Origin of the sequence: Amycolatopsis sp. cmx-4-83, from assembly GCF_046548815.1 — a bacterium.
In the GTDB taxonomy this organism is placed as follows: Bacteria; Actinomycetota; Actinomycetes; order Mycobacteriales; family Pseudonocardiaceae; genus Amycolatopsis; species Amycolatopsis pretoriensis_A.
Genome location: NZ_JAEBEF010000001.1, coordinates 934,734 through 947,788 on the forward strand (window position 1 = coordinate 934,734; position 13,055 = coordinate 947,788).

At 72.3% G+C, this 13,055-nt stretch carries 13 protein-coding genes; 10 read left to right on the forward strand and 3 right to left on the reverse strand.

Annotated elements, in window-relative coordinates; genetic code table 11:
- Positions 1-85: 85 nt before the first annotated feature.
- Both ACLJQM_RS04795 and ACLJQM_RS04800 read left to right on the forward strand, forming a co-directional pair.
- Positions 86-1,168, forward strand: coding sequence for a potassium channel family protein (locus ACLJQM_RS04795; protein WP_247014474.1), 1,083 nt, complete (start codon positions 86-88; stop codon positions 1,166-1,168).
- A gap of 78 nt (positions 1,169-1,246) precedes the next feature.
- A complete protein-coding gene (locus ACLJQM_RS04800; protein ID WP_360772780.1) occupies positions 1,247-1,666 on the forward strand; it encodes a hypothetical protein in 420 nt (139 codons plus the stop codon).
- Here ACLJQM_RS04800 and ACLJQM_RS04805 read toward each other — a convergent pair.
- Entirely contained in the window at positions 1,659-2,678 is a 1,020-nt protein-coding gene (locus ACLJQM_RS04805) for a neutral zinc metallopeptidase (RefSeq protein WP_410630252.1), read from the reverse strand. The genes ACLJQM_RS04800 and ACLJQM_RS04805 overlap by 8 nt on opposite strands.
- A gap of 250 nt (positions 2,679-2,928) precedes the next feature.
- Between ACLJQM_RS04805 and ACLJQM_RS04810 the strand changes: the two genes are divergently transcribed.
- The 7 genes from ACLJQM_RS04810 (at position 2,929) to ACLJQM_RS04840 (ending at position 9,733) form a co-directional block, all read left to right on the forward strand.
- Entirely contained in the window at positions 2,929-4,089 is a 1,161-nt protein-coding gene (locus tag ACLJQM_RS04810; protein WP_410630253.1) for a hypothetical protein, read from the forward strand.
- On the forward strand, positions 4,083-4,715 hold the full coding sequence (locus ACLJQM_RS04815; RefSeq protein ID WP_410630254.1) for a DUF4129 domain-containing protein: 633 nt from the start codon (positions 4,083-4,085) through the stop codon (positions 4,713-4,715). The genes ACLJQM_RS04810 and ACLJQM_RS04815 overlap by 7 nt, the downstream gene beginning before the upstream one ends.
- Positions 4,712-5,854, forward strand: a complete 1,143-nt coding sequence (locus ACLJQM_RS04820; protein WP_247014470.1) for a DUF4350 domain-containing protein — start codon at positions 4,712-4,714, stop codon at positions 5,852-5,854. Before ACLJQM_RS04815 ends, ACLJQM_RS04820 begins: the two co-directional genes overlap by 4 nt.
- Positions 5,851-6,816 carry an AAA family ATPase gene (locus tag ACLJQM_RS04825; protein WP_360772223.1) on the forward strand — a complete coding sequence of 322 codons (966 nt, stop codon included), beginning with the start codon at positions 5,851-5,853 and terminating at the stop codon, positions 6,814-6,816. The genes ACLJQM_RS04820 and ACLJQM_RS04825 overlap by 4 nt, the downstream gene beginning before the upstream one ends.
- 1 nt (position 6,817) lies before the next feature.
- Complete coding sequence (locus ACLJQM_RS04830) at positions 6,818-8,098, forward strand: DUF58 domain-containing protein (RefSeq protein ID WP_410630255.1); 1,281 nt, start codon at positions 6,818-6,820, stop codon at positions 8,096-8,098.
- A 96-nt stretch (positions 8,099-8,194) separates the two neighbouring features.
- On the forward strand, positions 8,195-8,749 hold the full coding sequence (locus ACLJQM_RS04835; RefSeq protein ID WP_410630256.1) for a hypothetical protein: 555 nt from the start codon (positions 8,195-8,197) through the stop codon (positions 8,747-8,749).
- Positions 8,750-8,782: 33 nt separating this feature from the next.
- The gene (locus ACLJQM_RS04840) at positions 8,783-9,733 is read left to right on the forward strand and encodes a GTP pyrophosphokinase family protein (RefSeq protein WP_410630257.1); all 951 of its coding nucleotides are present in this window, start codon (positions 8,783-8,785) and stop codon (positions 9,731-9,733) included.
- Here ACLJQM_RS04840 and ACLJQM_RS04845 read toward each other — a convergent pair.
- The gene (locus ACLJQM_RS04845; RefSeq protein ID WP_410630258.1) at positions 9,730-10,737 is read right to left on the reverse strand and encodes a stage II sporulation protein M; all 1,008 of its coding nucleotides are present in this window, start codon (positions 10,735-10,737) and stop codon (positions 9,730-9,732) included. The two genes, ACLJQM_RS04840 and ACLJQM_RS04845, sit on opposite strands and share 4 nt — an antisense overlap.
- Before the next feature lie 33 nt (positions 10,738-10,770).
- Here ACLJQM_RS04845 and ACLJQM_RS04850 point away from each other — a divergent pair, with 33 nt between their 5' ends.
- Positions 10,771-11,688 (forward strand): RDD family protein, encoded by a 918-nt coding sequence (locus ACLJQM_RS04850; RefSeq protein WP_410630259.1) that lies wholly within the window; start codon positions 10,771-10,773, stop codon positions 11,686-11,688.
- A 44-nt stretch (positions 11,689-11,732) separates the two neighbouring features.
- On the opposite strand, the gene ACLJQM_RS04855 is transcribed toward ACLJQM_RS04850, so the two are convergent.
- On the reverse strand, positions 11,733-12,794 hold the full coding sequence (locus ACLJQM_RS04855) for a neutral zinc metallopeptidase (RefSeq protein WP_410630260.1): 1,062 nt from the start codon (positions 12,792-12,794) through the stop codon (positions 11,733-11,735).
- Positions 12,795-13,055: the final 261 nt, after the last annotated feature.

Sequence of the window (13,055 nt, forward strand, 5' to 3'; positions counted from 1 at the left end):
CGCGTTCCACGCGGCGGTCCGCCACCCGGTTGGGCTATCCTCCGGGCGTGAGTGACGCTCGACACCAGCCGCTGGGAGCCGGTGCATGAAGGCCCTGAGGCGGTTGCCGCTGGGCAGTCTCACCGATCGGCCGGACCACGAGCTCGTCGGCGTCCTGCGGATGCCCGAGCTGACGGTCAGCCCGCTGCGGTCCATCGTGAAGCGGATCATCGGCGCGCTGCTCGCGCTGCTGGCCACCGTGATCATCGTCTACGTCGACCGCGACGGGTACCGCGACACCAACGGCGACGGCCTGTCCTTACTGGACAGCCTGTACTACGCCACCGTCTCGCTCTCGACCACCGGCTACGGCGACATCGCGCCGGCCACGGCGTCCGCCCGGCTGGTGAACGTCCTGGTGATCACGCCGCTGCGGGTGCTCTTCCTCATCGTCCTGGTCGGGACCACCCTGGAAGTGCTCACCGAGCGCTCCCGCCAGGCGTTCAAGATCCAGAAGTGGAGGACGAAGGTGCGCGACCACACGGTCGTCGTCGGGTTCGGCACCAAGGGCCGGTCCGCCGTCAACGCGCTGCTCGGCGACGAGAACGTCGCCCCGGGCCAGATCGTCGTCGTCGACACCGACCAGCAGGCCCTCGACGCGGCGAGCGCGCTGGGCCTGGTCGCCGTGCACGGCTCGGCCACGCGGTCCGACGTCCTGCGCGTCGCCGCGGTGCAGCACGCGCGCGCGGTCGTCGTCGCCCCGAACCGGGACGACACGGCGGTCCTCGTCACCCTCACCGCCCGCGAGCTGGCGCCCAAGGCGCACATCGTGGCGTCGGTGCGGGAGGCGGAGAACGTCCACCTGCTCAAGCAGTCGGGCGCCAACCAGGTCGTCGTCTCCAGCGAGACGGCCGGGCGGCTGCTCGGCATGGCGACGTCGACGCCGCTGGTCGTCGACATCATGGAGGACCTGCTGACCCCGGAGTCGGGCCTGGCGATCGCCGAGCGGGCGGTCGAGCCCGCCGAGGAGGGCGGTTCGCCGCGGCACCTGCCCGACCTCGTGCTCGGCCTGGTCCGCGACGGCGTCCTCTACCGCGTCGACGCCCCGCAGGCCGACGCCATCGAACCCGGCGACAAGCTCCTCTACGTCAAGAAGGTCACGCAGGCGGAGAAGATCGAGCAGCGGTGACGGCACCTGGGTTTCGGCCGCGGAATCTGGAACCATGGCCGGGTGCCCCCGCGATCCCTCGCCCTCACGTGGCCCACGGTGGCGATCCCCGCCGCGGCGGGCGTGCTCGTCGTGCTGCTCGCCTGGCTCGCCGGGCCGGGGCTGCTGGGCATCACCAGTGACAGCCTCGGCGCGCCGGTGCAGGCCGAGGTCACCAAGCCCGCGGCGTGCGACAAACCGGACGCCGTCGAGACGGTCAAGTTCACCGTCGCCGGCAAGGCGCACGAAGGCACGCTGAACGGCTGCGGGCACGGGCAGGGCGAGCGCGTCGAGGTCGCCGTCCCGGAGACGCTGCCGGACCAGGGCCCGGTCGCGGTCCACGCGGCCGACACGTCGATCGGTGCCTCGGACGCTCGCCGGCCGCTGGGGCTCGCGCTGCTGGTGTTCGCCTGCTTCGCCGGCGGGATGTTCGGCTACCTGTGGCTGAGCATCCCGCTGCGCCCGAAACCCGCTAGCTGACCTCGGACGACGGGGCCGCGAACGTGTTGCAGTCGGAGATCCGGTTGCTCGTCGCGCCCGCACGCCACCACGCCGCGTAGTGCGCGTTCGTGCCGTGGTCGTGGCTGCGGGACGTGTTGTCGCCGCGGGTTTCCTGATCGTTCCACGCCTTGTTGTACATGTCGCGGCTGATCGTGCCGCCCTGGTCGACGTGCGCGCCGAGGAACATGCCCGAGAAGCACTGGGCCTGCAGTTCCTTGCGGCGGGACATCTCCAGCCCGGCGGGGCTGTTCTGGCCGGCTTCGTAGATCTTCTGCCAGGCCGCGTCCATCAAGCCCGCGACTTCCTGCACGTGGTGGCCGTACTCGTGGGCGAACAGGGCCAGGTAGACGCCGGGGTTGTTGCCGTACTGGTCGGTCTGCAGCCCGCGGAACGGGACGTACAGGTTGTTTTCGCAGTAGTACGCGGCGGTCGCGATGCCGACCTGGATGGTGCCGCACTCGGTTTCGAAGCTCGCGCCGGTCGGGAAGTGCAGGGCCGGCGGCGTGAACGGCAGGTGGTAGGCCTCGAGCAACGGGCCCCACGCCGCGTCCAGGCACTTGCTCGCCGCGGTGAAGAACGCCTCCGCGCCTTCCTGGGTGCTCTGCCAGGCCGGGAGCGTGCACACGCGGTTCTGGAGACCGGCGTTCGGGTCCTGCAGGATCGGGTGGTCGGCCAGCTTGAGGACCTTCTGCGGCCCGGTCGCGCTGGGCGACGGCGTTTCGGACGCCGGCGTCGACGCCGAGGCCGGGGCGCCCGCGCCGCCGGGGGGCAGCGGGGCCGGGCTGTCCTGCGACGACGGCGCGTCCCGGAAGCCGGGGTCGGCCAGCGGCGTCTCGGTGCGGTTGAGCGCGACGATCGCGACCAGGCCGAGCACCAGCACGGCCACCGCGCCCAGGCACACGCCGATCACCGCCGCCGGCGAGCGGCGCTTCGGTGCGGCCATGGTGTGCGGTTGACCCAGCCACGGGAGATCCGGTTGCGCACCCGGCACCGGCGGCGGCTGAACGGTTCCGCGAGGCGGTACCTGGCCGTGGGGCGGTTGCGTCACTAGGCAGTCCCGAAGGGTCTCGGTACGGACCGGGGGTACCCGATCCCGCGGTTCAGCATATCGGGGGAACGGGCCGTCTCGCACCCGTCCGTGCGCGTGGTGTCACGGCGACCCGACGTCACCCCAGGTCTGGCCGGGTACAACCGCCTCTGAGAGAGTGTCGGCAAGCAGGTACCGCAGGCGAGGGGCTTCGATGACAGACACCGGTGGCGCGTCCGGCGGAGAGGGCGCCGACACGCCGACACCGAGCCAGGGCGTGCCCGCGGCTCAGGCTCCCGGATCGGGTGAGCCGAAGCCGTCAGAAGATCACACCGCGTCACCGGCCACGCCGCCGCGCGGCTGGCAGGCGCCGGACACCCCGCCCGCCCCGCCGACGCCGCCGCCGGGCTGGCAGCAGCAGGCACCCGGGTGGCAGGCGCCGCCGCAGTACGCGCCGCAGCCGCGCTGGAACCCGCACGGGCTCGGCAAGCCGGGCGTGATCGCGCTCCGGCCGCTCAACATCGGCGACATCCTCGACGGCGCGATCACGACGCTCCGCCGCCACCCGCTGCTCGTGCTGGGCATCGGCGCGGTGGTCGCGGTGATCAGCGCCGCCCTGACCTTCGTCGCGCAGAAGTTCCTCTACGCCGACCTCGAGAGCCTGGCCTCGACGGCCGAACTCGGGCCGGGCGCGACCGACGAAGAACTGCGCAACGCCCTCTTCGGCACCTTCGGCGACCTCTTGATCGTGGCGCTGCCGGCGTCGCTCATCTCCGCGCTGCTGATGACGTTCACCACCGGCCTGATGGCCGCGGTCGTGGGCCGCGCCGCGCTGGGCCGCGACGTCTCCTTCGGCAGCGCCTGGCGCGAGGTCCAGCCGCGGCTGCTGCCGCTGCTCGGCGTGGCGTTCGTCTACGCGCTGACCAGCACGATCGGCCTGATGCTGTGCATCGTCCCCGGGGTGCTCGTCTGGGTGTTCTGGGCGCTGGCGTCCCCGGCGCTGGTGCTCGAGCGCGGCACGTTCCGGGAAGCGTTCGCCCGGTCGGTCAAGCTGGTGCGCGGCTCGTTCTGGCGGGTGCTCGGCGTGCTCGTGCTGGCGCGGATCATCGAGTCGTTCTTCGAAAACATCATCCAGCTGCCGTTCGCGCTCGGCACCGGCGTGTTCGACGGCTTCCTCAACCCGGGCAAGGTGTCCGTGCCGGGCACCGGCGAGCTGTTGCTGCAGTCCGCGGGGCAGATCGTCTCCGGCACGATCGCGATCCCTTTCGTCGCGCTGGTCACCGCGATCGTCTACCTCGACCAGCGGATGCGCCGCGAAGGCATGGACATCGAGCTGGCGCGCGCGGCCGGGGTCCAGCCCCCGCAGGCGTGGTGACGCTGTTCTTCACTGACGTCCCGGTCGACATCGACCGGGACTCGGCCCGCCGCGCCGCCGCGGAGGAGCTTTCGGACCCGAAGTACCGCGACGCGCAGCCGGGCTTCCTCCAGCAGGTCGGGCAGTGGCTCGGCGAGCAGGTGGACAAGCTGCTTCGGGGCATGTCGTCGGTGGTCCCGGGCGGCCCCTTCGGATTGCTGCTGGTCCTCGTGCTGCTGATCGTGCTCGTCGTCGTGGTCCGGCTGCGCACCGGCAAGGTCGCCCGCACCGCCCGCGCCGACCGGGTCGTCTTCGGCGGGCAGCGCAAGAACGCCGCCGACTACCGCCGCTCGGCCGCCGAAGCCGCCGCGGCGGGCCGCTACGACGACGCCGTGCGCGACCGCTTCCGCGCCGTCGTGCGGGCGCTGGAAGAGCGCGCGCTGCTCGACACCCGCTCCGGCCGCACGGCGGACGAGGCCGCGGCGGAAGCCGGTACCCTGCTGCCCACCGTGGCCGACGCGCTGCGCACGGGCGCGCGGCTCTTCGACGACGTCCACTACGGCGGCCGCGAAGGCACCGAAGCGGCGTACCGGACGCTGACTGAGCTGGACGAGCAGTGCCGCCGTGAGCGGCCGGTCGCGGTATGAGCAGCACCTCGGTCTCGCCGGACGTGCGCCGGATCTGGCGCGGGGCCCGGATCCCGCTCGCCCTCGTCGCCCTGATCTTCGCCGCCGGCGCGCTGCTCCTGCTCGGCCGCGGGGAGCAGACGCACGGCGCGCTCGAACCCGGCTCGTACGAACCCGGCGGCGCCCACGCGCTCGCGAAGCTCCTGCGCGACCAGGGCGTGGACGTCCGGACCGCGCACACGATGGCCGAGGCGGACGAGGTGGCGGGCGAGAACGCGACGCTGCTCGTCACCCAGCCCGACCTGGTGCCCGCGAAGCGGCTCGACGCGCTGCGGGAGCGCTCCGCCGACGTCGTGCTGGTGACGCCGGGAACGCCGACGCTGCACGACTCGCTGCCGCTGGTGCGCCGGGAAGGCGACAGCGACGTCGCCACGCTGAGCCCGCGGTGCACGGTCGCCGCGGCCGTCGCGGCGGGCGACGTCACCCTCGGCGGCACCGGGTACGCGTCCCCGGGCGCGCGATCCTGCTACCCCGGCGAAGACGGCGGCGGCACGCTGCTGCAGCTCGCCGACGCGGGCGGCACGACGACGCTGCTGGGCTCGGCCGCGCCGCTGACCAACTCGCGGCTCGCCGACGAGGGCAACGCGGCGCTGGCGCTGCACCTGCTCGGGACGCACCCGCGGCTGGTCTGGTACCTGCCGTCGGTTTCGGACCCGGGGCTGGACGACACCCGCAAGTCGATCTTCGACCTGATCCCGGCCGGCTGGTACTACGGCGTCGCGCAGGCGGGCATCGCCGTCGCGCTGCTGGCGCTGTGGCGGGCTCGGCGGCTGGGCCCGGTGGTCACCGAGCCGCTGCCGATCGTCGTCCGCGCGGCCGAAACCGCCGAGGGGCGCGCGCGGCTGTACCGGCGGGCGAAGGCGGCCGACCACGCGGGTGAGACGCTGCGGAAGGCGGCGCGGACCCGGCTGCGGACCGCGCTGGGCCTGCCGCGCGACGCCGACCCGGCGGCGCTGGTGGCCTCGGTGGCCGAGCGCACCGGCCGCGCGGCGAACGACGTCGGGGCGGTGCTCTACGGCCCGCCGGTGACCGGCGACGCCGGGCTGGTCCGGCTGGCGGGCGAACTGGACAGGGTGGAACGAGAGGCAGGGCGAACTTGACCAGCGAGAACGCGACCGGGGCCCGTGACGCGCTGATCGCGCTGCGCGCCGAGGTCGGCAAGGCCGTCGTCGGCAACGACGCCGCCGTCACCGGGCTGATCCTGGCCCTGCTGTGCCGGGGGCACGTGCTGCTCGAAGGCGTCCCCGGCGTCGCGAAGACGCTGCTCGTGCGGGCGCTGGCCGCGGCGCTGGACCTGGAGACCAAGCGGGTGCAGTTCACGCCGGACCTGATGCCCGGCGACGTCACCGGCTCGATCGTCTACGACGCCCACAGCGGCGAGTTCTCCTTCCGGGAGGGGCCGGTGTTCACGAACCTGCTGCTCGCCGACGAGATCAACCGGACGCCGCCGAAGACGCAGTCGTCGCTGCTGGAGGCCATGGAGGAGCGGCAGGTCTCGCTCGACGGCAAGACGCGGCCGCTGCCGGATCCGTTCATCGTGATCGCCACGCAGAACCCGGTGGAGTACGAGGGCACCTACCCGCTGCCGGAGGCGCAGCTGGACCGGTTCCTGCTCAAGCTGACCATGCCGGCGCCCTCGCGTGAGGACGAGATCGGCATCCTGTGGCGCCACGCGCAGGGCTTCGACCCGCGCAACCTCGCGGCGGCGGGACTTCGCTCGGTGGCCGGCGCGCCGGAACTCGCGGCTGCGCGCGAAGCCGTCGCTCGCGTCACCGTCGGGCCCGAGGTGATCGGGTACGTCGTCGACCTGTGCCGGGCGACGCGGTCGCTGCCGTCGGTGCGCATCGGCGTTTCTCCCCGCGGGGCCACGGCGTTGCTCGCGGTCACCCGGGCCTGGGCGTGGCTGGCGGGGCGCGACTACGCGACCCCGGACGACGTCAAGGCGCTGGCGCGGCCCGCGTTGCGGCACCGCCTCGACGTCCGGCCGGAAGCCGAGCTCGAGGGCGTCACCGCGGACGGCGTGCTGGACCGCGTGCTCGCGTCCGTGCCCGTGCCGCGCTGACATGGCCGTCACCGGGAGGCTCGGGCTGCTGGCGCTCTTCGGCGCGCTGGTGGTCGGGCTGCTGGCGCCGTCGGACGCCGGGCTGCTGGCCGTCGGCGGGGTGCTTCTGGTGCTGGTCGTCGTCGACCTGGTGCTGGCGGGCAGCGTCCGGGCGCTGGCGTTTTCGCGCTCCGGCGACACTTCGGTGCGGCTCGGGGAGCCGTGCGAGGTGACGCTGGTGGTCGCCAACCCCGGCGGCCGGACCGTGCGGGGAGCGCTGCGCGACGCGTGGCCACCTTCGGCGGGTGCCTTGGACCGGCACGCGGTGAAGGTGCCGGCGGGGGAGCGACGGGCTTTCGTGACGGCGTTGCGTCCGACGCGGCGCGGTGACCGGACGGCGGCGCGGGTGACGGTCCGGTCGGTGGGGCCGCTGGGCCTGGCCGCGCGGCAGGGTTCGCACGAGGTGCCGTGGACGGTCCGCGTGCTGCCGCCGTTCCACAGCCGCAAGCACCTGCCGTCCCGGCTGGCGCGGCTGCAGCAGCTCGACGGCCGCAACGCGGTGCTGATCCGGGGCCAGGGCACGGAATTCGACTCGCTGCGCGAGTACGTGATCGGCGACGACGTCCGCTCGATCGACTGGCGGGCGACCGCGCGGGCGGCCGACGTCATGGTCCGGACGTGGCGCCCCGAGCGCGACCGGCACGTGGTGCTGGTGCTCGACACGGGCCGCGTTTCGGCCGGCCGTGTGGGCGACGCGCCCCGCCTGGACGCGGCGATGGACGCGGCGTTGCTCCTGGCCGCACTGGCTTCCCGGGCGGGCGACCGCGTCGACCTGCTGGCCTACGACCGCCGGCTGCGGGCCGCGGTGCAGGGCTCGTCGGGGGCGTCGCTGGTGAACGCGATGGCGCCGCTGGAGCCGTCGCTGATCGAGACGGACGCGCGCGGGATGGTCGCGGAGGTGCTGCAGCGGACCCGGCGCCGGGCGCTGGTCGTGCTGCTGACCGGCCTCGACGCGGCGCCGCTGGAGGAAGGCCTGTTCCCGGTGCTGAGCTCGCTGACCGCGCGGCACGAGCTGATCGTGGCGTCGGTGGCGGACCCCCGGGTGGCGGAGATGCTGACCGCCCGCGGCGACGCGGAAGCGGTGTACGACGCGGCGGCGGCGTCGCGGACGGTGGCCGAGCGGCAGCGCGTGACCGAGCGGCTGGGGCGGCACGGGGTGAGCGTGGTGGACGCGGTCCCGGAGGAACTGCCCCCGGCGCTGGCGGACCGTTATCTGGCGTTGAAGGCGGCGGGCCGGCTCTAACTGGCGGTGGTTTCCGGCCGGCCGGTGCCGGTGGACGGGGGTGCTGCGTGGACGTACGGTTCGCAGCACCTCACGAATGTCTCAAGTGGACAGTGCTTGACGGCGTCCAGCCCGGTGGACGGGGTCGCGGTGAAGCTGGCCGCGTGCGACGCGGCGGACAAGCACCAGGCGTGGCGGCGGGTCGCGGGACTGCCGGGCTTGGTGGAGATCGCGAACGTGGCGACGGCGCGCTGTTTGACGGCGGAGAGCGCTTCGGTGGGTGCGCGGCTGTACCAGGAAGTCTGTTCGTTGACGGGAATCGCGAACACGTGGGCCGCGGGCGGGCGGACGTTGGCGATCCTGTCGGGGAACGGTCAGCGGCTGGCTTCGAAGGACCCGGGCGCGCCGTTCGTGGTCCGGGTGATCGGCGAGAACGGCCAACCCGCGGCGGACGTCCCGGTGACGTTCTTCGTGCGGGCGGCGCGTCCGAAGAGCGCGTTGGTGTTCGAGGGAGGTGGGGAGACGGTGACGGTGAAGACGGACGCGGACGGGTCGGCGTCGAGCCCGAAGGTGGTGCTGACGGAGGTGGGGGAGTTCGAGGCGCGGTTCGTCGGGTCGGCGGGCCTGGAGGACGGATCGTCGATCGCCTTCGAGGGGTCGTGCTTGTGTTGAGTGGGGCTTTCCGGTGCCGAGTACGATGCCGGGGTGGGCGATTCCCCTGATCTTGAATTTGGCAACCTCTACGATCTGATGCACAAAGATCTGGACAATCTGAAGGAAGAAGCGCTGCATTGCCTGCGTGAGTCCGGTGATCTGCGGGAAATCAAGATCCATTCGATCACGGGCCGGGTCAAGGAGCGGGACAGCTTCCTGGAGAAGATCGAGCGCAAGAAGTACCGGAATCCGATGAGGGACACCGAGGACCTGGTGGGCCTGCGGGTGGTCTGCCTCTTCACCGACGATCTGCCCAAGCTCACGAAGATCATCAAGGACGAGTTCGACGTGCTCGAGGTGGAGGACAAGGTCACCGGTGCGGATGTGGCCTCGTTCGGGTACATGTCCCAGCACTACATCTGCAGGCTGCGGCCCGAGTTCCATGGGCGGCGGTACGACCGGATCAAGGGGCAGAAGTTCGAGATCCAGTGCCGGACGCTGCTCATGGACGCGTGGGCGAACGTCTCGCACCACCTGGCTTACAAAGGTGAGAGCAGTATTCCGCAGGAGTTGCGCAAGGACTTCCACGCGCTGAGCGGCCTGCTCTACGTTGCGGACCGGCAGTTCCAAGCTCTGCTGAGTGCCGCCCGAAAATCGCAGGATGAAGCTGTGCAGGGTGTGGCGGATGCCTTGCACGAGGGGCGCGACCGTCTGCTCGACCTGAGTTCGATGCAGGCCTTCTTGGACAGGAATTTTCCGGATCGAATGAAGACAGACCCAACCCATGTTTCCGAGCTCGTCGAGGAGTTCGCCACGGTGGGGATCTTGTCGATCCGTCAGCTCGACGAAAAGCTCGGCAGCGGGCTCTCTGAGGCTCTTGCGGTCGAATCGAGGGGATACAATTACAGTCAGGTGGGCGTCGTGCGAACGGCAGTTCGGGTTTCCGACCAGGCTTATGCTGAATTATTTCGAAGGAAGTACCCTGGGACGCCCGACCTTTAGCCTGACTCCGGCAGCGCGTCCCCAGCGTCCCGCGAGTCGAGATCCCCCACTTCGCCTTCCTTCGCCGCCCGTCTCCCGAGCGTGAAGACGTAAACCAGGAAAGCCACTTCGGCCACCACGCCGATCCCCACCCGGAGCCACGTCGGCCAGCCCGACGGCGTCACGAACGCCTCGATGATGCCCGTCACGAGCAGCACGCACGCCAGCCCGAGCGCGATCACCACCACCGACCGGCCCTGTTCGGCCAGCGCCGCCGACCGTGAACGGCGGCCCGGGTCGATCACCGTCCAGCCGAGTTTCAGGCCCGTGCCCGCCGCCACGAAGACCGCCGTCAGTTCCAGCAGGCCGTGGGGGAGCAGGAGGCCGATCATCACGTCGCCGCGGCCGGCCGCGCTCATCGCGCCGATGATCACGCCCGCGTTCAGGGAATTCAGCCAGAGGCCGCCGATCACCGGGATGCCGAGTGCGATGCCGAGGAACAGGGAGTTCGCCGCCACCAGTGCGTTGTTCGTCCAGACGCGCGCCGCGAACGAGCCCGCCGGGCCCGTCGAGTAGTAGTTCTCCGCTTCGCCGCCGGGCCGGGTCAGCTCGCGCAGCTCGTCCGGCGTGGAGATCGACGCGCGCACGTGCGGGTCGCCCGCCACCCACACCGCGATCACCGCCATCACCGCGATCGACACCAGCGCGGCCGGGATCCACCAGCGCCGCGACAGGTACACCGCGGCCGGGAAGCGGCGCGTGAAGAACAGCGCGACCTCGCGCCACGCCGGGTTGTGCGACCCCGAGATCGCCGACCGGCCGCGCGCCACCAGCTCGGAAAGCCGGCCGATCAGCGCCGGGTCGGGCGCGACCGACCGGACGATCGACAAGTGCGTCGCCGTCCGCTGGTAGAGCGTCACCAGCTCGTCGGCCTCGGCGCCGGTCAGCTTGCCGCCGCGCCGGGTCAGCTCGCCGAAGCGGTTCCACTCCGCCGCGTGCGCCGCGACGAAGACGTCCACATCCACGCCGTCACCCTATCCGTCGATACGCTGGGCCGCGTGCACGAGGAATCCGAGCTGGTCACCGGCGAAGCCGTCGTCCTGGACCTGCGCGTCGCCAAGCTCGCCAGCCGGGCGCTGGCGATGGCGCTCGACGTCCTCATCCAGTTCGCGCTGCTGCTGGCCGCGTTCATCGTGCTCACGCTGACGGTGCCGGGCGAGGACGAAGCCCTCGCGGTGACGCTGATCCTGGTCATCGTGGTGCTGATCCTGGTCGGCTACCCGGTGCTGGCCGAGACGCTCTCGCGCGGCCGCTCGCTCGGCAAGTTGGCGGTCGGCCTGCGCGTGGTCCGCGTCGACGGCGGCCCGATCCGCTTCCGGCACGCCCTGGTCCGCGGGCTCGCCGGCTTCGTCGTCGACTTCTGGACGCTCGGCCTGTTCGGCGCGGTCGCGGTGATCGTGTCGCTGTGCTCGTCCGACGGCCGCCGGGTGGGCGACTTCCTGGCCGGGACGCTGGTGGTCCGCGAGCGCGTCCCCGAAACGACCGGCCACCCGGCGATGGCGATGCCCCCGGGCCTCGAAGGCTGGGCGGCCCACCTCGACCTGACGCGGCTCCCGGACGACCTCGCCCTGGCGAGCCGCCAGTTCCTGACCCGCTTCGCCCAGCTGCGCCCGGAAGCGGCGCAAGCGCTGGGCTGGAGCCTCGCGCGGCAGGTGAGCGAGGCCTTGGGGACGCCGGTGCCGCCCGGGGTGCCGGCGTGGGCGTTCCTGGCGGCGGTGCTGGCGGAGCGGCGCAACCGCGACCACGCCCGCGCGGTCCAGGCGTACACGGCCCGCGTGCAGGCGGCGCGGGGCCAGGGGTACGGGACGCCGTCCGCCGCGACGGGGCCGGGGTTCGCGCCGGCGCCCGCGTCCTCGGCTGATGCGGACACACCGCCGTCCGGGCTGCCCGCCAACCCGTTCACGCCGCCGAGCTGAGGGTTCAAGCTCGTTCGAACACCGCGCGGAAACCGGTCACCGGCTCAGGAAACGTCTCCCGAGGACGCGAGCCACGTGTTGCACTGCTGGTTGCGGTTGGTCGTCGCGCCGTGCTGCCACCAGGAGATGTTGTGCTTGGCGCTGCCGTGGTCGCGCTTGCCGTTGCGGGCGTAGTCGTCGCCGCGGTCCTGGGCGTTCCAGGCCTCGTTGTAGATCTTCTTGTCGACCGAGCCGCCGGAGACCGACGCCGAGCCGAGGAACATGCCCGAGAAGCACTGCGCCTCGAGTTCCATCCGCCGCGACAGCTCCAGGCCCGCCGCCGAGTCGGCGCCGGCGTCGTAGCGCTGGTTGCCGTACGCCTCCGAGATGCCGGCCATGTTCTGCACGTGGTGGCCGTATTCGTGGGCCAGGATCGAGAGGTACGGGCCCGGGTGGTTGCCCCAGACGTCGATCTCGATCCGGTCCATCGGCATGTAGATGGTGTTGTTGCTCGGGCAGTAGAACGGCGTGACTCCGGTGGTCGTGCCCCCGCTGCCGCACGGCGTCGAGGACTCGGAAAGTGAGCGCGGCACGGCCAGGTTCGGCGATTCGAACGGCAGGTCGACGCCGCCGAGCATGCGCGACCACATCGCGTCGAGGCAGGTGATGGCCGACTGGAAGAACTTCGTGGCGCTGTTCTGGTCGGTCGCCCAGCGGCTCAGCGAGCACGAGACGTTCTGCAGCCCGTAGTTCGCGCTGCCGAACAGCGGGTTGTTCCCGGTGGCGACCACCGAACGGGGGCCGGCCGGCGGTTGCGACGTCGGCGTCTCGCGCGCCGAGGTCCGGGTTGTTGCCTCGGTGGTCGAGGACGACGACGTGGTCGTCTCGGTCGTCTCGGTGGTTTCTTCGGTGCTGGTCGGGTAGGTGCTGGAGTACCCGGCGTCGGCGACGTGCCGCGTGTGCCCGCCCCCGATCAGCGCGACGGCGGCGACCAGCCCCCCGGCAACGGCGACGATGGCGAAGATCGCGACGGCGACGATGACCCCGGTGTTGGATTTCTTGGCGGGGTAGGGCGCGAAGCGAGTGCCGTAGTGAGCGTAGGGCGGCGGCGCGGAGTACCCGGGCACGAAGGCGGCCGGAGCGGCGGCGGGCGGCGGAAGCGGACTCCGCGCGGGCGGCGGTGCGGGGTACCCGAAGGGAGGAACGGGACTCGGCCCGGTCGGCGGCCCGTAGGGCGCGGTGCTTTGCGGACGCCCAGGCCCTTGCGGCGGCGGGGGATAGCGCGGCGGTTGACCGGGCGTGCCGGCTGGGCCTTGCTGCGGGTGGCCTGGTGCGCCGGCGGGCCGCTGCCCGGGCGCGCCGGGGCCCTGGGGGCCTTGCCCAGGTGC